Genomic DNA, 20,935 nt, shown 5'->3' on the forward strand with positions numbered 1-20,935 from the left:
TGGGGAGCCTTGCACGGGGAGTGATTGACTGAACAAGCCAGAAAGACTGAGGAATGGACGTGACATCTGAATGGTTCACTGAAAACGTGTGACGCAAAGGCTCAAGCGCGGCCAAAATATCCGTGGCCCCGGCGCTGTTGAAATATGACTCGATCAATTATGTCGGCGTATGAAACCGCTTATGCAGCGTCGCTGCGTAAGATTCAACCACAACGATAGTATTGCATGAGCTGCTCGAGGATTCCAATCAATACGTGTGAAAAAATGCAGATAAGCTGCGTCCGCCTTCGGCTACTTTCGGTAGGACCTGCAAAGCGTGGAGGGGGGCCGGGTTTGTGGTAATCGACTGGACTGGCTGAACAGAGCGCATCGGCAGGCTCACGGGGGCGTCAGTGCCTTAGCAGCTCAGCGTGCGTTTGCGTTTCAAGGCATGTGCGTCAAATTGCGCAGAGGAAGACGATTGTCTTCGTGGATCGTAGAGCTTGGCGAATGCGAGGAAGTGAGCGGTTCGCGCTGAAGACAATTCCGGGAAGAACGGTAGAGCGGGACCTTTTAGGACGTCGCTTGTTTGGCTCTGTCTTATTCGAGACGAAGCTCGCCTTTGGCCAGATTGGCCGGCCGCTTCTCGAGGTTCTCATCGCAGATACCGCCTTCCGCGCCTTGGGCTCCTTGCGTCGGCACGGCTGCGGTTTGAAGCGAGCGATATCAAGGCAAGCATTGCCATCAGGATCGAACGAAATGTTCGAGGCCCTTCGTGTTGCCCGCCGGGCTGGATATGCGTGTGATCTGCCGCGCTAAGTAGACTGAGAAAATTCATTTGATAGTTCTGGGGATTAGATGATCAATGCACTTCGCGTGGCAAAGACAGCCAATTTTCACAGTCTGAAGCGAGCGCTGAGCAACGCCGCGGTTGATGATCTTTTCCGGCGGATTCGCGCGGGGCAGCCATCCGCCTCCCAGAATGTTTTCCACCATCGCCGCATTTTGGCGGGGGCGACCTATTGGTCAGCGATTTCCTTTTTTTACGAACGCCCATCGGCGTTCATGTCCGAGGAGGCCGGCATTCGGGAGCGGATTTGTGGGTTCCTCCTGCTGGTCGAGCACCGAGGCCACGTCGCCATATTCAAGTCAAAGCTTGATCTCCCAGCCGAATTCTCAACGCGATACTTCGCGCGGGTGCCGTCCGAGCGGGTCGACATCGCCGTCGCGCGTAATGACGCCGTGTTCGAAAAGATCCGGCTCCGCAACATGTCGATCTCAAAAGACGTGATGCGAACCAAGACATTTGAGGCTAGCGATCTAAGTAACGTCGTGGGACCGGCCGGGGCGAGCCGTTACGTGCCACAAGGTTACACAGTCCGATCGAACGCCGGCCACTATTCGACAACCCCTCGCACGGGCCGGATTGGTCAACGATCCGATCGTGTCGGCCACCAGGACTTAATCGATTATGCGACCTCCGTAATTGATCAGCTGGTCGACGCTCAGGGAGCCCCAGCCAGATTCATCGGTACATTCGCCCGTGCGATTGACTTGTCGAGCATCCAAGGAAGCGTCAGTCCGACTGCGTTTGCGGTTGACCTAGCTAGCCTGACAGGCGCCGTCCACGAGCGACGTGATATTAGGTTGGTGCGTAAGAGCAACGAGAACTATGTCGTTCTCTCAAAGTCGGAAATCGACCAGGTGTTATCGGAGTTGGACTGCGTGCTAAAGGTCGACGGCCAAGGTAAGCTGCTGGATCTGGTCGATAGCGCTACCAGCAGCAAGGTCGGTGCCATAGCGATCAATCAGAGTCGGATTGCGCTGCGCGACCTACGCCTTCCTCTTGGCGCCGATGTTGAGATTGAAGATTCGGATCGTCCGCTGGGCGAAGATCCAGATCGAATCTCGCTTCGACGTTACATTGAACGGGAGGATTATTTCATCGTATTGTTCGACTCGCCCTCGCTGGCGTATATAGACGGCACTCTGTTCAGGGATGAGGGGTTCGGCGACGGTGGCGTGGCTTTGCTACGTTACTTGCGCGCGAACACCCTCCTCGGCGGCGTTGTCGACGAGAAGGGAAAGTTTACGGCTGCACATGCGACGTTTGATTCCGATTCAACGTTCGGAGTTATCGAAAAAAGTGTCGCTGATGGAGACGAAGTTCTTGTATGCGACGATTTGGGCGACGAATGGGCGGACTTCATCGGGCTGAATAATTCGAGCAGTCCACCTCGCATCACCTTTTATCATGCTAAGCACGGGCCGCCTTCGCTGGGCGCCGGTCCGTTTCATATTTCGGTCAGCCAAGCTATCAAGAATTTGCAGCGCATGAGCCTGCCGGCAGATGCGATGGGAGCAAAAATCCGCCGGTGGGAAAAGAATTATAGCAACGGCGGGGCAACGACCAAGATCCCGCGGACCCTCCGCGGAAGCGTAGGTCAGCTCGCCACGGAGTTTGCACGTGCGCGAACCGCTCCCGATGCAATCCGCCGGGTCTTTATCGTGACCTCATCGCTCAGCCGAGGTGCGGTCGAAGCCGCTCTTGCGCGCGTTAAGGCAGGTCACGCGGCGGACCCATATTTCGTTCAGCTCTACTGGCTTCTGATGTCGTTTTTCTCGGCTTGCACGGAAATGAATGCGCACGGCTATGTCGTTTGTCAGGATTAGAGAGCACGCATTCCCTCAGCGACATGATGAGATGGTCAAGCTGCACTTCGGCTTAACCCGGCCGGCTCGTTCTAAATTGGGGCGTTCAGAAGCCTTGGTCGGCTGTCGCGTTGTAGAGAAGAACAGGGGAGAGTGCCGCTGCCACACTGACTGGTTAGACAGCCGCGGGCCATGGCAATCCAGTATCGGATGAGGGCAACTGCGTACCCTCAATTGCATTCATTTCAAGAGTAGTTATTGCGTGCCTCACAACCTAGCATAAACTCTAAGCCATTTGTCATTTTATCTCGATTTCAGGAAATCCATATGTTCGGTCGGATCACGGCCCGTTTCGGGTCACTTGCGGTATTTCTGTCCATCCTTGTAGCGTCGCCGATCTTAGCCACGTCAGCATCCGCCAACGACCTGCCGCAACGAATGAGGTTGCCGGTCGGCAGCTACTGGATTGGGGGTGGCGGAGGCGGGGACCTCCCGTCGGGGCACCTGGGGCTGAACCGCACGGCCAATACCGACGGACGTTCCACCTTCAGCATGCCCGCCTATTGCATCGACAAGGGGCGATCGGCACCGAACAGTGGTCACCCGATTACAGCGTTCAGTGGTGACGTCCGAATTCAGCGGTACGAAAAGGGCCGGCTTGTCGCAGAGAAGCCATTTGCCGACGCCATTTCAGGACCAACGCCCTGGGTCTTTGTCTCGGGGCAAGACGATGAGGGCAAAGAGGGATCTCCAATTAGAATTGCGATCACCCCGCTTGATGGTCGCTACGACTACGCGGTCCACGTCCAGGGCTTGGCGATTGCAGGGACCGACGCCAACGATGTTGCCAAGGCCTCACAGGAGTGGAGGGGCAATGAGGGAGTTCTGAGGGTCTCCAGCGCCTTTGATGTAATGAGGGCGATCGTTGCATCGGCACCAGATCCATACGAGACTCTCGATAGAATTGAGAACGTGAGGCAGGGGCTGGAGTGGCGCTTCTTCGGAAGCCAATCGTCCGGTGCAGACGTGGCGGGCGCCAAAGTGAATTTGCTTGTAGTTCGGGCCGCAGTTGACCGCCTGATGGCAGCGGATTTTGCGCCCAGAGGCCGCGCGTTGAAGGCGCGCGATCGTGGCGACTGGATAACGTTTGCAAAGGGCGGCAATGTTCCAGCTTCCGAGGGAGAGCAGCTTTCGCGAGTGTTGTCTGATATCGGCACGGAAATCGCTTTGCCGGATGACATCGATCAGCCCGAAACTCTTTCGATGCTTGCAAACGTCAACAGACTGATGGCTCTGGATCGCGCTCGGGCGCTTCAACCTTCTCGAATAATTTCTGCTGAGAGCGAGGTCGGTCTTGCCTCGGGGCCGAGCATTTTGCGGTCGTTTTACGCCACCCGGACCCAGGGCGGTCAGTCTTTCGCAAAGGCGCTTCGGATCGCAGCTTACCAGCGATTTAATCCGCTTGATGTGGCAAGCGGCCAGGTTGAATACGATCTTCTGCAGGACTTGCAATGCGCGGCTGAATTGGATCGGGAGGATGTAGCCGCAGGCCTTTTGGGCGGCAGGCTATTCGTTCGTAACGAACAAGCTGCAGCCTTATCGATTGCTCCGCTGCAGGCTTTGGCTCGTCAACTGCATCTCTACGCTGACGAATTTGGTAAATCGCGCAAGGTGAAGGTGTCGAGCAACGATACGCATATTTGTTTCCAGTGGTTCGATGATCATGGAAAGCTAAATACAAAGAAGATACCGCGAGAGGAATTCGGAGGACGCTTCGTGTCAAGCTTCGGTCCGGCCGTATTCATCACAGACGGAAGTGATGGCGCTTTGGATGAGTTGCTCAGCGCGGCCGGCGCCGAGGCTCAAAATCTCGTTAACGCGAGATTGCGGCTCGCTGCAAGTTCTGTCCGAATGCCGACAGGGAAGCCTGGCAAAAAGCCCGATGTTGAGATCGTGCAGCGAGCGGGGGCAGGGGAGCGCTCCACGGACGTCTCGATACTCGAGCTGGACGGAAATGGTGATGCAGGCGTGATTAAGCTGGAGGATGGATCCATCGTCATAGTCGATACCGGACGAAGCCGCGACATCGTCCAGCAATTGAGGAAGTTTCTCGTTCGGAACTACAGGAATGAGAAGCCGCAGATTAAATTGATCATCACCCATTCGCATCAGGACCATATCGGTGGGCTTGACGCTCTCATTGATGCTGGGTTCCGCATTGATGAGATTATCGTCGGCAAATCCATGCAAGACTTGGCAGACGATGGGGTTATTGCCAATCTACAAAAACGCTTGAAGAGCGCGGGATACAACGACAAATCGACAGATTCAATCGGCCACTTCGTTCGCGACGGCGTAACGCCTTGGATTAATCTAGAGAATGTAGTCGAAAGAGATGGAGTTGAGACCTTCACGCTTTATCCCGGCAACGATACGACAATCACCCTGCATCATGTGTCGGACAGCAAGGAGCCGAACGATGCTGGGATCGTGGTCAAACTCGTCAATAGGGGGACCAGTTGGCTTTTGACCGACGACATAAGCGCAAGTACTATGAGGACAATGCTTCTCTCCCTGCCGCCGGGATCGCTGTCTGCAGGATATCTGAAATGGCCACACCATCTGTGGTTTCCAAAAGAACACTCCACTCCGCGCGCCGACTTGAACCGCTTCCTCTCAGCGGTCGCGGCGCATACATATGTCTTTTCGAATAAGGGCCATGTCTCACATACCAGCCGACGCTATAAGGATATCGTCACGTTCATCCATTCAGCTTTCGACAAGGACGTGAATGCCTTGTGGACAGACGAGTGGAAATCGAACTTGGTATTTCGGTAGCGGCGCAGTGTGCTGACGGCGACTATTAACTGCGTGATTCATCGCCACGGCTGTTGCTATCCCGGGAGTTAGATAAAAGAACCCGCGGAGGAGCGAGCGCTCGTGGAAATTTTGAGCAGTGATCCGCAGCTGCGACGATCTCGCATCGTGCATGCATCTGATTGTGCCGAGCACAAGGAGGATTTCGTCAAGGCTTTAGCCCAAGAAGGACGAGTTCATTGAGTTAGCGAAGTATGGGTTCGATGGAGTAGCTGACGTGAGACTCTCCGCGCGACTAAGGCAGGGCTGTTCAAATGGATACCAATGAGGCTGCCCCAGTACGCGCATGATACCTTTTCAGGTCGATCCGCCCATGGCGCCAAGGTAGCTGTTCAGCGCCCCGGGGCGCGGAAGTAAGGGGCAGGTATGAGATGACTCAGTTGGCAAGCGAGTTGATGCGTCGCGCGCCAGAATTCAAGCGCAAGGGTGCCAACGAGATGCGAGCTGATCGATGCAATACTTTTCGAGCTCTTGGGTTGGACCAAAGAAGATATAATGAAAATGTGGAATTGGATTTCCGCGATCGGTGTAACCATTGAATTCGTCGGGTTCGCGATCCTGGCGATTGAAGTCTATCGGACGCTCAATTCCGATATTCTCGATAACCTCCAAGTCGTCGCTGAGAAGAGCGCGGCCGATTCTATGGTCGTGGACGACGAGAGCGGTCTGCACTTTGACGGAGGGCAAATCGGAAAGTTGATCGAACAGATCAATGCTCGGCAGGTTTCGTTGCGGAGCCGCAAGAGCCTCATCAGAATCGGTGCGATAATTAGCGCCGTCGGCTGCATTGGCCAAATCGTCGGTAGCTTTGGCCAACCCTCGACCGCAAATTGACGGTGCGTCTACCGTGAATCGGGCCAGCGATTTCAGAACAAGACTCCGAAGCGTCGGTTCAGGGCCAAGCTGCCCGATGATCGAAGGCCGGCCATACGGTCGAACTGCGATCGACTTCGTCCATGAGCAGTTGGCGACAGGTACAAGGCTCGCGAGCTCACGATCATCGACAGCACTTTCCTCGCTCGCGGCTCGCACCTTGTGTTGTGTACGTCGAGACTTGTGTTCTGTACGTCGAGAGGGGTGCCGGCGCAAATTGCGTCGCCGGAAATGCTGTCATTATAGCCAAATTAGAGGGACGGTGCCGTCGGCGTGGCGATCGCGGATGCCGCTGCAAGCCATCGATTGGGCCGGCGAAAGTGCCAAGCCCGGTGCGCGGTCGTCATGTTTAAGTGCGTGGGATCGTCAAGAGCCTGCGCATTGCGCTGCAAAGAGCCTCGCCGTTCATGTAGCTGAGGCTCCGGTCTTGCTTGCCGCCGATGAACCATTCGGTTTCAGCGCATAGCTGTTTCAGAGCTCCGGAATTGGGGAAAAAGAGGTCAGCATGACTGATTGCTCCGCAACGCTGGACGAGACAGCTAGCTAGCCTTGCTCTTTGGAGCGAAGCGACACCCCACGCAGGTGGATGACAGGACTTCCGCGTCCGATATCTGGCTGCTTTTCTGACTTCGAATGATACTGCCGGTGAGCGCGTCGCATTGCGGAGTCCGCACCTTCTTCGGAGCAATGGTCAAGCGCGCGTGAGCGCAGAGGTCAGGTTACTTTTTTATCAAGAGCGAGGTGATCGCGACCAGCGCCAGGTCCTCACTCATATGCATTCATGCAACCGACACAAATCGCAAGTATCGGGAACTGATCGATCGAGACCAGTGCATGGTCCCGCCGCTACCCGTTCCCCGTCATTGACGCTCGGATCGCGATTGAGCACGTCCGGCCGGCGCGCCGCGCGACGGGTTTCACTTATCGCACCTCGAAGGACAGATTCAAGAAGCTGCTGATCTCGAGCGAATCGTCAATCGCCATGAGCGTTCGAGGAAGACATCTTATGGCCAGAGGCTGCGCGACGCACTCATATGCGTCTCGTCTGATCAATAACGCACCAATGTCGGTCGACAACAACTTGGAGGGGGAGTGGTCGATGGTGTGGATTTTTGCGTTCTGCGCGAACGAGCGAAGAAAAAATGCGCCGAGTCGACAGATTGAAGCGGGAAACATCGATGTCGTGTTCTTGGCTGTCTGCAACGAAAATCTCTTGACCGTTCAACAGAATATTCGATAAATCGCGCCACTACTGTAGGTTAAGTTCTCAATTTCTAGCGCGGTGCTCGATAGGTGTTGCTCGTCGGCTTGACGGCAAGCCTCTCGCAATCTGCGGCGCAATGCCTTCGACGAGCGAGTTCGTAAAATCCTGGGCTACTTCACTCGCTCAGGACGATCTCCGATAGACAGTAGGAAATTGACGCGATGACTGTGCGCGAGCAGCTGTTTACATTGTTGCGCAACCTCCGGTGGATTGCCGTTCTCTCGGTGGTCATTTCAATTTTGCTGTACCTGCCAGATCAGATTCAGGAGCTCTACCGGATAGCAGCTGACGACATCGGGTTGATTACGCTCAAGGAATTTGTCGCCCTTGGGGTGATTGCGCTAACGATTTGGGCAGCCGCTTTTCAGCTTACCGCGGCAACCCTGCCTCACATCCCCCCGGCCACGGGTCGCCTAGCCTTCTATATAAAAGCTGCTCCCGTTGTGCTCGGAGCGCTGCCGATAGCCGCCGCGATGGCAGGTCAACTCGCCTCACGGCCGGCTGAAAAGGTCGAGGTCGAGGAAGTCGGAAGCATCTTCCGCATTCAGGACCAGGCGCTCGCCTTCGAGCGGAACATGCTTGTTATCCTCGCGTTCGCGATGTTGATCCTGCTCGCCTCGTTTGTCGTCTTTGCTTGGCGGTTGGGATCGAAAGGTCGTTCGACTGCGCTCGCGAGTCGGGCGAACATTGCTTATTTCACACGATACAGATTTCTCGCGCTCACGATCGTCGTCATCGCCCTGTTGACGACCGGGTTCGTTGTGCTCCCGGACCGGCTTGCGCAATTCGTCGGATCGTTCGGCGTGATCGCGCTCTTTACGATGTGCGTGGTCGCTCTCACCACTCACTTTGCGCTGCTGACGATCAGGTTCAGTTTCCCATTCATACCAGTTGTGTTTGGAGGTTTATTCCTGGTTGCCTCCTTGCTCGGAGGCGATGGTCACGGCCTGCGCGCCTCGAAGGAATCAACTACCCAACCGGAAGAAAAGCGCTTTGCTGCAGTTGAAGCATTTCGTGAGTGGCTTCTGCAAAAACCGCGTGTTGCCGAGGCCAAGAGGCTCGGAGAATATCCCGTATTCATTGTGGCCGCCCAGGGCGGCGGTATCTACGCAGCTAACAATGCGGCGCGCTTTTTGGCCAGGATGCAGGATCTCTGTCCGGCATTTCGGCAGCATCTGTTTGCGATAAGCGGGGTTTCCGGGGGGAGCGTCGGTTCGGCAGTTTTCGCGGCTGCGCTTCATACCGACAATGCGCCACTTGATACGATCGCTCCCGACGCAAAGACATGCCCGAAGATCGCGGACTTCCTGGCCGGCGTCGGCCGGGCCGAGGATATCGATGCCTCTGGGCCGGTCGAACAGCGCGTTGCAAGCGTCTTGGAGACGGATTTTCTTTCGCCCTTGGTCGCCGGCTTTCTGTTTACCGATTTCACCCAGCTGTTTTCTCCAGTCGCTATTCCCAGTTTCGATCGCGCGCGTTTTCTGGAATACACGCTGGAGAATGCTGCAGACAGAATGCTCAAGGCCCAGAAGGGCGCCGGTGATCAATCCAATCTGCTAAAAGCCGACTTTCAGTCACATTGGACAGCTTCCAACAATATGCCGGCGCTGTTGTTGAACACGACAGATGCCGGGAGCGGCAAACGCGTTGTTATCTCGCCCTTCGATATCGACCCGCTACACGCGAAAGACAAGGACCTTTGTATTCTCTCGAGCGTTGATCGCACAGGCAGCGGAGCCGATCAAACCGTCAAAAGCCACTCGTTGCGAATTCCGCTTAGCGCTGCGGCCTTTACGAGCGCGCGGTTTCCGTGGGTGACGCCGGCCGCGACGGTCTCTTTGAAGAATGATTGCATGACCGCCAATTCGCAGGCGCGCCTGGTGGACGGCGGATATGTCGAGAATTCCGGAATAGAGACGGCGCTCGATCTGATTGAGCGGCTCAACAGTATCAGGGGCACGTCCGATGCGCCGAAGTTTAGGATCTATCTGCTGTCGCTGGTGAGCGGTCAATTCGGAGACCACGGCTCCTTCATGTTCGGTGAGCTCATGGAGCCGGTGCGGGCGCTCTTGAGCACGCGAAGCTCTCGAACCTATGTCGCGCTCAATCATGCGACCAATATCGATCGTCGCCCGGAGAACGACCTCACTTCCAGCGTGCAGCGCTTTCCAACGTTCGGACGGATCGACATAACAGGCAGGTTTTACAACCTGCCGCTTGGCTGGACGCTATCTCAGAGAACCGAAGATATCATCTCGCTGAGCAGTGGCCGCTTCTGGGATTGTGTGCCGAAGGACGATTTCGATCAATCCCGCAACAAGCAGAGCAATGCTGATTGCCTGCAAGTAAAGTTGTTCCATCTCTTGAACGGATCTGTGGCGTCCGCCTTTGAAACGCTGAGGGATGCCAAGCTTGCCCAGGCTGCTTACGCCGATGAATTGAGCAGGGAATACAGGCCCGCTCCAAAGATCAGGCCGCAGCCGCTACTTGCCTGTTATGAGACGAAGTGGTTGCAGGAGCGTGGCTATCAGAAATACCAGGATAAAGTCGCTACGTACGAGCAACAGCTGGCGCAGTCGATCGAGGACCATTCGCCGCCTCCTGCACCTGTGCCGCCATATCGAAAGAGCTATATGGCTTATTTCCAGGCCGAGCAAGTCAAAGCCTTGCTCGAGGAATGGGACCGTATCGAGGAGACCGATCCGCGGATCTTGGCCTATATCCTGGGCGCAATCTCCTACGACAGCGCCGATTTTACCCGCAGCAGCGAAGACTTCTCTTATAGCGCGGTCTCGCAGCTGCCGGCCAAATGGCAGAAGCGAATAGTCAAGAACAACGCGGACCTCGCGGCCGCGAACAAAGCGTCCGTCGGCATGGACGCATTGCTTAATCATCCCAAGGATTTGGCCAACTTCGTTCTTGGTTATGAGGGCAACCCATTCGGAAACAAGGTCGGAACGGATGACGGTTGGCTGTTTCGTCCACGAGGAATGTATCAACTGGTCGGGCGCGAGCAATATCAGGAAGCGCAAAATCAAATGCAACAGATCGAAGAGCTGGCGGGACTTGATCTTCTGGCACTTCCCGACGCCCTGCGTGACGCGAAGATTTCAGCCAAGGTGGCTTTCGCTCACTTTCGGCTTCATCCCTATCAGAACCGAACGCTGCTCGAGCTTCTTAAGGATCGTTCGATGGACTGGATCGCCGTGCGCGCGTTGCAAACGGACATGGAGCACGGCCCGGCCGCAAGAGAGCGTGTCAATGCAAGAAGCCAGATGTTTCTCGGCTGCATTGAAGAGGCGTTACATCCGACGCAACTCAAAGCATTGCAGAGCAAACTCTACGGCAGCGAGTGAACACCCCGATCCACCTAGGCGGCACGCCGCGTGCGGAGATGATGTGGCTGAAGGCGGCTTTTCTACATAGGTTTTCGTTTCTCCAATCTGACATGGGAATTGCCGACGATGGCAAACAGTAAAATGCGCCGGTCGAAGCTTGATCGGCTGTTTACAAAACTGTCCGCAGCGGGGCTGATATTCGCCGTTGCTTTCGGAACAGGAACGGCCATTGCCCAGACGCCATTAAAGCCGCTTTCGGCCAACGACGTGTCTATCCTGTTTCCTCCACCCAAGACACCAGCAGACCTCGCTGGGCTGATTGCGGTGTCCGATCTCGCCGGTCCCACTGGAGCTCCGCAGCGGCTGTTGTCCGACGAGGATTTCGCACGCTTCATCGCTAACGCCGAACATCCAGAACGCGAAGGCGTGCCGGACTCGGGCGCGCGCCGCATTCAGCTGCCTGACGCCGTGAAGAAGATCGATGCCTGGTTCGTTGCAGGCATCCGGATCGACCCGGGAGCACCGGGATTATCTGCTGATGTCATCGCCCAGTTTGGCCGCCAGCCGCAAATCCGCCTGATCATTCAGCCGGTGACCAATGGACCCCAAGGGTTCAAGGTCCATGACACTGCCGGTCACCTTATCTTCAGTTTCAACTTGGTATCCGATCCACCTCTTGATGGTTGCGCGCCGTTCCCGCGCTTCAAACCTGATGACGAAGCCTTCAAGGCGATCGTGCGGGACGTTGCGTCTATGCGTGATCAACTCGCCGCGGGAAAATTCGGCAATGCCAAGGTCTCGACTGCCGGCGACATGAATGTGCACCCGGGACTGCTCGGTGCCTCCGCAAAGCCATTTCGTGATGCAGTCAAAGCTTTCTTGGAAAAGCATCTCTCGCCGCAGCGTCTCAATACCATGGCTGTGATGGGGATTTCACCGCCCGAACCCTGGGTGTTCGTCTCGATGCTGAGGGTCCCCAAGGCCGGCCTAATACCGGTGCCTGGCCCGACGCTCGATGGTGCCCATGCCGCACAGATGTTCAGCATTGTCGGCGAGACGCACGTCGTCCCGCGGCCTGTCACGAATAATGAAAATCCAGTGACTTGTCGCCACGCTGCGCTGCAGAATCCTCCTCTGCCGTCCGCGGATCGTAAGGGCGTTTCAACAGCCGATTTCATCGATGCCAACGTCCCCAATAGCCGCGTTCTCGAGATCGTCAATGTCATTGCGGATCCGAAGAAGAGCCATTTCTTCAATACGGACTGCGTGAGCTGTCACACCGAAACGGCGCAGCCACTCAAAAGGAAAGTGCAAGGCTTCACGGTGCCTGGCGTGAACCGAGCCGTTCTACCGAAAGAAGACTGGAATGTTCGCAATTTTGGTTGGTTCCCCTCATTCCTGCATGGTGGCCCAGCGGCCGCGACCATCACGCGACGCGCGGCAGCCGAGACCGCTGACGTGGTGAGCTTCATCAATAGCCAATTGCTGAACAAGTAGTACGGGCCATCGTCGGCCAGCGCGATCGCGCAGCAGAGGACGCCATTTGAGATCGAGGAGGGTTGCTATGGGGGCACGTTCGTTCAGCTCTTGGGTAGGTGGCCGCTTAAGGCGGTGGCCTCATATCGTGGGTCTCTTGTTTGCAATCGTGTTCGTAATTGTGTTTGTCGCGGCGGCGTCAGTAGGCATCACGGCGTATTTCGCGCCGCAGAAGCTTCGCGATACGGCGCTCAAGATCAAGAATGGCGCAAATCTGGTTGCCCAACTGCTGCCGGCGACGCTGCCGGCGCCATCGAAGCTCGATGGCGCATACTGGCTGCCACAGAACTGGAGTGCGCGGCAGCGTTACTGGTTCCACCACACGTCTCAAGGCACGGCGACCATTCCTGTCCCCTATCGATGGTTCCTGGCTCTCGAACGTCCTGAGTTGTCCACTCATTACACGAGCTTGACGGACGATGAGTATCTGAGACGCCTCGGTTTCATTCCAAGTCCGAGCTCGAAGGACTTTGCCGCTAACGCACCTGCATACGGCTACCACGAGGATGCGTCGAAAGACGTGAGCTCCACTTGGACACCAAGTACGCCAGACAATCCAAATGGCTTGCCGGTAGGCTTCGCAATCCTGAAGGGAGGCATCGATCCGACGACGGGAGCATTCTACGAAGATCAGATCGGACTAACCTGCGCCGCCTGTCATACCGGTCATCTCGAGTACAAGAATGTTAGCATCCGCTACGATGGTGGGCCGGCAATGGTCAATCTCGGTGAGGTTGAACGAGTCATTGGGCTGTCGATGGGCTATACGCTAAAATTGCCATGGCGTTTCGAACGTTTCGCCGACCGGCTGGAAAGCATTGAAGGTCGAAGCATCGACCGCAAGAAGCTTCGACGTGATCTGGAGCTCGCACTTCGAAAGATCGAGAAGCAGAAGATCGCAAGCGACAATCTTCTGTCGGGGCAGGGCGTGACGAATCTCGACGAGGGATTCGGTCGGCTTGATGCCTTGAACCGGATTGGCAACCAGGTCTTCTATACCAACTTTCTGGACCCTGTGACCGGAGAGCTCCCAGATCCGCTTCTGAAGGGCAACTTCGCGCGCAATGACGCGCCTGTGAGTTTTCCGCCAATCTGGGACACGCCGTACTTCCTTTGGGCGCAGTATGACGCCTCTGTTCTCAACGAGCTTGTTCGCAATTCCGGCGAGGCGCTCGGCGTCAGTGCGAAAATCAACATGAAGGCGCCGGCGACCGGACGGCCGCTTTTCAAATCATCCATCCATCTATCGGACATTGCACGTTTCGAGGAGCTTTTGCGCGGTACCGATCCCTTTTCGTCGACGGAGGCAAGCGGCAGGAAATTCAGCGGGCTTGTGGCGCCCCGTTGGAAGGACGCGCAGGACAGGTTTCAAGGCGACCCGGCCTGGGCCATAGACGAAAAACTCGTTGAGAAAGGTCGCGATCTTTATCGCTCGCACTGCTTTGAATGCCACCGAGGACCGGTCAATGACCCCGCGTTTGACGCCAAGTGGCCGGAAGAGTCATTCTGGAAGCCGGAGAACCCGGATCGATCGGCCAAGGGCGAGAAGAATTGGGTGGAGATCGGCGGACGCCATTATTTCAATGTGGTTCAGCTACCGGTGAACGTGATCGGCACTGATCGTCAACAATCCAACGTGCTGACGACGCGGCGCGTTCACTTACCCGGCTCGGTCGGTCTCAATCCGATCGAGGATCTGAACAGAGCCTGGGGCTGCGGCCTTCCAGCCGATCGAGCTGCCAATCCCTTGTTCGTGCTTGCGCTGATGGACGTGGTGGGCAAGACGATTGATCAATGGAACATTGCGAACGATTCCTCCGAACAAGCCAAGCAGCAGATGTGGGGGCCGAGAAAAAACTGTCAGAACCCGCGAGTCTATGTTGGAGCGCGGGCGAGCCGTAGCGGCAAGGACGAAGATGTCCTCGCTCTTGAACCTCAGTACCGGGCGCGCCCGTTGGATGGTGTCTGGGCAACAGCTCCGTATCTGCACAACGGGTCCGTGCCGACGCTGAAAGACATGTTATTGCCGCAGGGCCGGCGGCCGAGTTCTTTCTGCGTTGGCAGCCGGACGTTCGATCCAGTCAACGTCGGACTTGTTACGAAACTGCGAGCGAACGACGCTTGCGCCGCCGGCCTGACCGACTTCAACGTATCGCTGCTTGGCAACAGCAATCGCGGGCATTCGTTCGAGGGCAAAGAAACCGACATAACGAAGCTGCCGCCGGGGGTCATCGGTCCAGAATTGACTGATGCCGAACGACGGGCCCTTCTTGAGTATCTGAAGACGCTGTGACGGAGCTGTTAGCACCTCGAAGCTGAGCGCTCGCCATCAGAGTGTCGACCGAGCCGATCTTTGGGAGGGATACCGTCAACGTACACTCGCCCCGTGCTGCGAACATGTGATTTTGCGCCTGGGGTGGGAGTTGCTGGACTTCATTACGCGGATCCGGGTGATGGCGCCGGTCCGATGTCCTTTGGTGATGATAACTCGACAGGTGCTCCCGAGCGCGAGCTGGGCGTGCTGATTGCGCAGACATCTACTCGGTCTGTGAACCAGATCGCACGCGGGCCATCTGCGTGATCGACGGACCTACGTCGGGCTCCCGACGTCGAACAACTCGCCGATCATTGAAGAGGGGCCGCAAGCGGATATCTGAGCGCATTTCTTCAGTCGCGAGGTCCCGCTTGGCGCCGAGAAAACCAATCGCACGGTCGAACGATTTGTCCGAATGTATCGGCAATCTCGCCAAAGACTACCAGATTGATGACACCTGGCGCCGTTTATTGTATGATCGCGCAACCGTAAGTAAAGCAGGTCAGAAAGCCAATTCGACGCCCGTAACGCCGGCCAGTGATGATATTTATGTCGTGAAACTCGCGTTCGCAGTGTAGTCATTGCGCCGCTTCATTGGAGGAGACCTTCTATGCTCGACTCCGAAACGACTGCTCGTCTCCGTCGCGTTCTAGATGAGGTTTGCAAGGAGTTGCCCCCTCACGAGACCGGCACCCGAACGCATGTCGCTTCCAAAATTCTAGAAGCCGCCACTCAAGGCGAGACATCCGCTGAAGTCCTTCGGCAAGTCGGACAGAACGCTTTGACCAGCGCTCCGTCGATGTGGCTTCAGCAACGTCATCGTCGGTATTCAACCGAAAACAGCGGTGCCAGCGAACGCAATAGCTCAACCAAGCAGGATTAAGCACGCCGATCCAGATCCGATACCAAGATCACGCGGAGCTGGGAGCATTGACGCGACATCTGGAAGCCGGAACGGCTAGGCGCGAGAGATGACAAGGATCGCCGTAACGGATTCACTTCAGGGACTGGCCAGCGGGTCTCGCGAAGTTGGAGCGCAGTGGCATCCGCGACTGACCAAGCCTACCGCAAGCAACGTGGGGCATCGAGAAGGCCACCGGCGTGAGCTAGGGTAGACTATTCTGGATGAATAAGATGGCGCGGAAGGGCCGGAGGTGCCGCAAAGGCGAAAAGGTTGGGCCTGATGATGTCGCGTCGATGGATTAATTCGCGAACTGCCACTCCGGCAGGAGCGCAGACATCGAAGCACTCCGGGCAGCGTTGCGGTGACTTCGAATCAGATCGCTTGGAGTGCTGGAGAGTGCCGGATTTTCGGAACGAGCCATCAAGGCTCGCGGTAATCGAGTGCGGAAGGGCTAGCCGGAGCTCACGCCGCCGATCTTCCGGTCAAGGCGAAGGCTGTAGAGTACGTGAAGACCTGCGCGCTTTACGGAGCGGGATTTTATTACGTTCCGGGAACTGACACTTGTCTCAAGCTGGGCGGTTACACTCGTGCTTTGCTGCAAGTGAATAGTAACAGTATGAGCCTCAACCCGGACTTTGGCGTGGGTGGTGCAACAAACCGGTTCAGCAATGCCTACACGTGGCGTGCTCGTCAGGCTCTGAGCGTTGATACGCGCACGGCAACCGACTACGGCTTGGTGGGACCTACGCAGAAGCTTGGTTCACCTGGACTTCGGGGAGCTACAGCGGAGCAGGAGACGGCTCGACCATTTACCTGGGCGCTCCAGGAGGCGCTGTCGCTGGCGGTACATTGCAGTTCATGTACGCTTTCATCCAGTTTGCTGGCTTCACATTTGGCAAGGCACAATCGCAGTTCTCGCTGCCCTGGGGCGAGTATCCCGGGAACTTCGTTGAACTACCGGGCAGCAGCGCTTGGGATCCGGTAAACCAGTTCACGTACACCGCTGACTTCGGTCCAGGCATCACAGCCTCCTTCTCGGCCCAGGATCAAGTCCAACATGATACATCAAACATCTGGAACGTGAGCGCAGCGACGCCTGCAGGTCTGGCGACTGGCGCGTATGGTGGCAATGACATCGCTGGTACAGCAGCTCCAGACTTCATCGCCATGCTTCGCATCGACCAGGCTTGGGGCCTCTTTCAAGCGTCGCTGGCTGCGCATGATAACCACGCCGCTTACTATGGTGCGACTGAGTTCACAGGCCATCCGGACGACAAGTGGGGCTGGGCTGGTCAACTTTGCCTTTCGATCAAGAACATCCCTACCGGTCCCGGTGACTCGATTAACCTGTCGGGCGTGTATGCGAATGGTGCAAGCCGTTACACCTTCAATGACTATCTACCAGCCACTTACGCAAGGTACGGAGGCACGAGCTTGGCGGGTGCGTACCAGAGCGTCGGACTTGCTGGTCTTTCGGATTCAGTGTTCGTTGCAGGCGCTGGCCAGCAGCTGACTACGACCTTCGGCTTCAATGGTGCCTATAACCACAACTGGGATTCTCGCTGGGCAAGTAGTATCTTCGGTGGATTTGGCGCCGTTCGCTATAACAGTACGGCCAAGAGCTATATCTGCGGGCATTCGTCGGGGCCCTCGCACTTTCGAGCGGGATTGCCGGCTGTAACCCCGACTTTAACTATGCGGTTGTCGGTACGAAAACCTCGTGGACCCCGGTCAAGAATCTAACTTTTATGGCCGAACTCGATTACAGCAGGCTTGACCAAAAATACGCGAGCGGAAGCACTGTGGTGCTGCCGCAGCAATCGGCTATCGGAAAGCCGGCTGCTGCTTATCAGCTGAAGGATCAAAGCAGCCTGGCGTTCCAGCTCCTCGTTCAACGTAACTTCTGAGTATCTGCGAACAAACGAAGAGCACACGGCTTCATAGATTCAAAGTTTCGCCTGCAAGGAGCCCCTGGCATGCCCGCCAGGGGCCTTATCCACATTTGCGGTAGCGACGTGCGTTGCGCATTTCGCCGTATGCTGGTGAGAAACTCTCAAGTCCAGAGCTTTACTTACTTGCGTCGCATCGACAACTGGCCCGCGTCTGATCGCAAGAACGCCTCCCACCGCGGGGAACGAAAAAGCCTCATGCCAGCCTTTGCTTGGGGCTTTCAAGAACAAGGCTGACTAGGTCGTTATCCAAGTGCGTATGACTGCCGATTTCGCAGGGAAGGCGACGCATCTCCGCAGCAGAAGTATCCGCCATTTGCATATATGTTCGTCTTCCCACACCCGGCCGCGGGGTCGCACAGCCAAATTGGCAGGACGACGAGCGGAGCCAGGCCGACTTTGCCGGTTTCATCGGCCGTTATTCAATGGCTGCACCATCGCTCATTCTGGCCGGCTAACGTAGAGACGGCTAAACGGAACTCAACGCCGGAAAGGCGGTGCAGATCAGCTTCGATTTGCCGTTCTGCCTGCTTTTAGGCCGATTGTGCCGCGCGGCAATCAAGGTGACAGTGGAGCGTCAATCAGGATGAGAGAGCTTCGCCGGGCTCGTGACGCAGGGAGGGCGTAGCCCGACCGGAGTTACGAGCCCGGCGTCGGCGCGATCCACAGGGGACCGCGCCGACTGGTGATCGCGGCCGGCTGGTTATGCAAGTGGTTCTTCCGCCAAGAGGAATCACTCGCTTGCCAGGCCGACACATTACCGATCACCAGATGAGGCTCTACATGAAGTACCGTCAGACCGATACCCCGCCAGTGGCCGCCGCCAAGGCGTCGTTCAGTACCTCGACCGCGTATCGCTTCGAGAAGGATCGAAGGCTCCCATCGCAGAAGAAGGGAGCCCGCGGCCGGCGCCGACCGGATCCGTTGGCCAGTGTGTTTGAGACCGAGGTCGTGCCGATGTTGAAGGCGGCCCCCGGCGTGCGGGCTGTCGCGATCTTCGAGGAGATGTTACGCCGCCACCCCGAGCTTGGGGCTGGAATCCGCCGCACGCTGGAGCGCCGGATCCACGCCTGGCGGGCAATCCACGGCGAGGAGCAGGAGGTCATCTTCCGTCAGACCCACGAAGTGGGCCAGGTCGGCCTGTCCGACTTCACCGTTATGGGCGAGCTCGGGGTCACCATCGCGGGCGTGCCGCTCGATCATCGCCTCTATCACTTCCGGTTGGCCTATTGCGGGTTTGAGCACGCCCATGTCGTGCTCGGTGGCGAGAGCTTCGTCGCCTTGGCCGAAGGGCTGCAGAATGCCCTGTGGTCGCTCGGCGGCGCGCCGCGGGAGCATCGGACCGACAGTCTGTCGGCCGCCTTCTGCAATCTCGACCGCAATGCGAGGGACGATCTGACCCGGCGCTACGAGGACCTCTGCGCCCATTACGGCATGCGGCCTTCCCGCAACAATCGCGGCATCGCCCACGAGAACGGGGCGATCGAGAGCTCGCATGGCCATCTCAAGCGGACGATCGCCGATGCGCTGCTGTTGCGCGGCACCGCCGACTTCGATGATCTCGCCGCCTACCGCGGCTTCATCGACGAGATCGTCAGCCGCCGCAATGCCCGCAACGCCAAGCGGATCGACCACGAGCGCGCCACCCTGCAGGCGTTGCCAGATCGCCGCACCTCGGACTACGAGGAGGTGATTGTCCGGGTGACGTCAAGCGGCGGCTTCACCTTGCGCAAGGTGTTCTACACCGTGCCGTCACGCCTGATCGGCCACCAGCTGCGGGTGCGCCTTTACGACGATCGTCTCGACGTGTTTGTCGGCGGCACCCATCTCGTCACCCTGCCGCGTGGGCGGCCGCATCCCAACCGCAAGCACGACCAGGTCGTCGATTATCGGCACGTCATCCATTCCTTGCGGCGCAAGCCAATGGCGCTGCTCAATCTCGTCTACCGTGATCGGCTGTTCCCGCGCGATGCCTATCGCCGAACCTTCGATCGCTTGCGCGAACGGCTGCCGGACAGGAAAGCCTGCCGGCTCATGGTCGATCTGCTGGCGCTGGCGCACGAGCGCGGCTGCGAGGCCGAACTCGCCGGTCAGCTCGCCGCCGACCTGGACGCCGGCCAACTGCCCGACCTCGGACGGCTGCGCGCCCACTTCGCGCCCGATCCTGCCTGCATGCCGCAGGTCATGGTGCAGCTTGCCCCGCTCGCCAGCTATGAGTGCCTCATCGGCGCCAGCCAGATCGGAGACGCCGCATGAACACGGCCAGCACCGTCGACACCGCGCGCCTCAATCTGTTGCTCAACGAGCTGCGGCTGCCCGCCATCAAGGTGCTGTGGCCGCAATTTGCCGAGCAGTCCGACAAGGAAGGTTGGCCGGCGGCCCGCTTCCTCGCCGTCATCGCCGAGCACGAGATCGCCGAACGCGGCCGCCGTCGCATCGAGCGCCATCTCGTCGAGGCGCGGCTGCCCGCCGGAAAGACCTTCGACAACTTCGACTTCGAGGCCGTGCCGATGATCTCCAAGGCGCAGGTGACCGCGCTCGCCGCCGGCGATGGCTGGTTGGGCAAGGGCGCCAATCTGCTCCTGTTCGGCCCGCCCGGCGGCGGCAAGAGCCACTTGGCGGCAGCCCTCGGCCTGGCCCTGATCGAGAACGGATGGCGCGTCCTCTTCACCCGCACCACCGATCTCGTCCAGAAGCTCCAGGTGGCGCGGCGCGAGCTCAACCTCGAGGCCGCCATCAACCGCCTCGATCGCTTCGATCTGCTGATCCTCGATGACCTCGCCTACGTCACCAAGGATCAGGCCGAGACCAGCGTGCTGTTCGAGCTCATCAGCGCTCGCTACGAACGGCGCTCGATGCTGATCACCGCCAATCAGCCCTTTGGCGAATGGAACAGGGTCTTCCCGGACCCCGCTATGACCCTCGCCGCCATCGATCGCCTCGTTCACCACGCTACCATCGTCGAGATGAACGTCGAGAGCTATCGCAGGCGCACCGCGCTCGAACGAAAGCGTGGGCCAGGACGGCCGGCCTCGCACGCGACACCAAAAACTCTCGCTGATTGACGCTCCGCGACAATCACAGCCAACAAAACTCTTGCGCGCGACAATCATCGCGGCAATCATCACCTCGCCGCGACACCGACTCGCCATCCTGATTGTCGCGCGCTTCCCACCCAGATTGTCGCGCTATACCGATTGACTGGATGGTTGAAATCCGTTGCAGAGTGGGCCCTTGGCGCAAAATTTA

Annotated in this window: 8 protein-coding genes and 2 pseudogenes; 9 read left to right on the forward strand and 1 reads right to left on the reverse strand. The window is 57.6% G+C overall.

What is annotated here, in order from left to right; translation table 11 throughout:
- Positions 1-837 precede the first annotated feature (837 nt).
- Positions 838-2,652 carry a hypothetical protein gene (locus ACVMB1_RS00740; RefSeq protein ID WP_456847941.1) on the forward strand — a complete coding sequence of 605 codons (1,815 nt, stop codon included), beginning with the start codon at positions 838-840 and terminating at the stop codon, positions 2,650-2,652.
- A gap of 306 nt (positions 2,653-2,958) precedes the next feature.
- Entirely contained in the window at positions 2,959-5,469 is a 2,511-nt protein-coding gene (locus ACVMB1_RS00745; protein WP_456847943.1) for an MBL fold metallo-hydrolase, read from the forward strand.
- 453 nt (positions 5,470-5,922) lie between these two features.
- Here ACVMB1_RS00745 and ACVMB1_RS00750 read toward each other — a convergent pair whose 3' ends face one another.
- Positions 5,923-6,324, reverse strand: a complete 402-nt coding sequence (locus ACVMB1_RS00750) for a hypothetical protein (RefSeq protein WP_456849951.1) — start codon at positions 6,322-6,324, stop codon at positions 5,923-5,925.
- Positions 6,325-6,342: 18 nt separating this feature from the next.
- Here ACVMB1_RS00750 and ACVMB1_RS00755 point away from each other — a divergent pair.
- The 7 genes and pseudogenes from ACVMB1_RS00755 to istB form a co-directional block, all read left to right on the forward strand.
- Positions 6,343-6,513, forward strand: a pseudogene (locus tag ACVMB1_RS00755) (IS3 family transposase); the annotation flags it as partial.
- Between the two features lie 1,293 nt (positions 6,514-7,806).
- A complete protein-coding gene (locus ACVMB1_RS00760) occupies positions 7,807-11,001 on the forward strand; it encodes a hypothetical protein (RefSeq protein WP_456847945.1) in 3,195 nt (1,064 codons plus the stop codon).
- A gap of 108 nt (positions 11,002-11,109) precedes the next feature.
- On the forward strand, positions 11,110-12,480 hold the full coding sequence (locus ACVMB1_RS00765) for a hypothetical protein (RefSeq protein WP_456847947.1): 1,371 nt from the start codon (positions 11,110-11,112) through the stop codon (positions 12,478-12,480).
- Between the two features lie 316 nt (positions 12,481-12,796).
- Positions 12,797-14,812: a di-heme-cytochrome C peroxidase gene (locus ACVMB1_RS00770; protein WP_456849838.1), complete on the forward strand. Its 2,016-nt coding sequence runs from the start codon at positions 12,797-12,799 to the stop codon at positions 14,810-14,812.
- A gap of 1,376 nt (positions 14,813-16,188) precedes the next feature.
- Positions 16,189-17,644 (forward strand): annotated as a pseudogene (locus tag ACVMB1_RS00775) (porin); the annotation flags it as partial.
- A 783-nt stretch (positions 17,645-18,427) separates the two neighbouring features.
- Entirely contained in the window at positions 18,428-19,942 is a 1,515-nt protein-coding gene (gene istA, locus ACVMB1_RS00780; RefSeq protein WP_456847949.1) for an IS21 family transposase, read from the forward strand.
- Entirely contained in the window at positions 19,939-20,751 is an 813-nt protein-coding gene (gene istB / locus ACVMB1_RS00785; RefSeq protein ID WP_456847951.1) for an IS21-like element helper ATPase IstB, read from the forward strand. The genes istA and istB overlap by 4 nt, the downstream gene beginning before the upstream one ends.
- Positions 20,752-20,935 lie beyond the last annotated feature (184 nt).

It is taken from the genome of Bradyrhizobium sp. USDA 4504 (assembly GCF_054063995.1).

Bases quoted from the DNA above. Each gene is read 5' to 3' on its own strand.
- ACVMB1_RS00740 (WP_456847941.1), top strand. From the start codon at position 838: ATGATCAATGCACTTCGCGTGGCAAAGACAGCCAATTTTCACAGTCTG.
- ACVMB1_RS00745 (WP_456847943.1), top strand. From the start codon at position 2,959: ATGTTCGGTCGGATCACGGCCCGTTTCGGGTCACTTGCGGTATTTCTG.
- ACVMB1_RS00760 (WP_456847945.1), top strand. From the start codon at position 7,807: ATGACTGTGCGCGAGCAGCTGTTTACATTGTTGCGCAACCTCCGGTGG.
- ACVMB1_RS00765 (WP_456847947.1), top strand. From the start codon at position 11,110: ATGGCAAACAGTAAAATGCGCCGGTCGAAGCTTGATCGGCTGTTTACA.
- istB (WP_456847951.1), top strand. From the start codon at position 19,939: ATGAACACGGCCAGCACCGTCGACACCGCGCGCCTCAATCTGTTGCTC.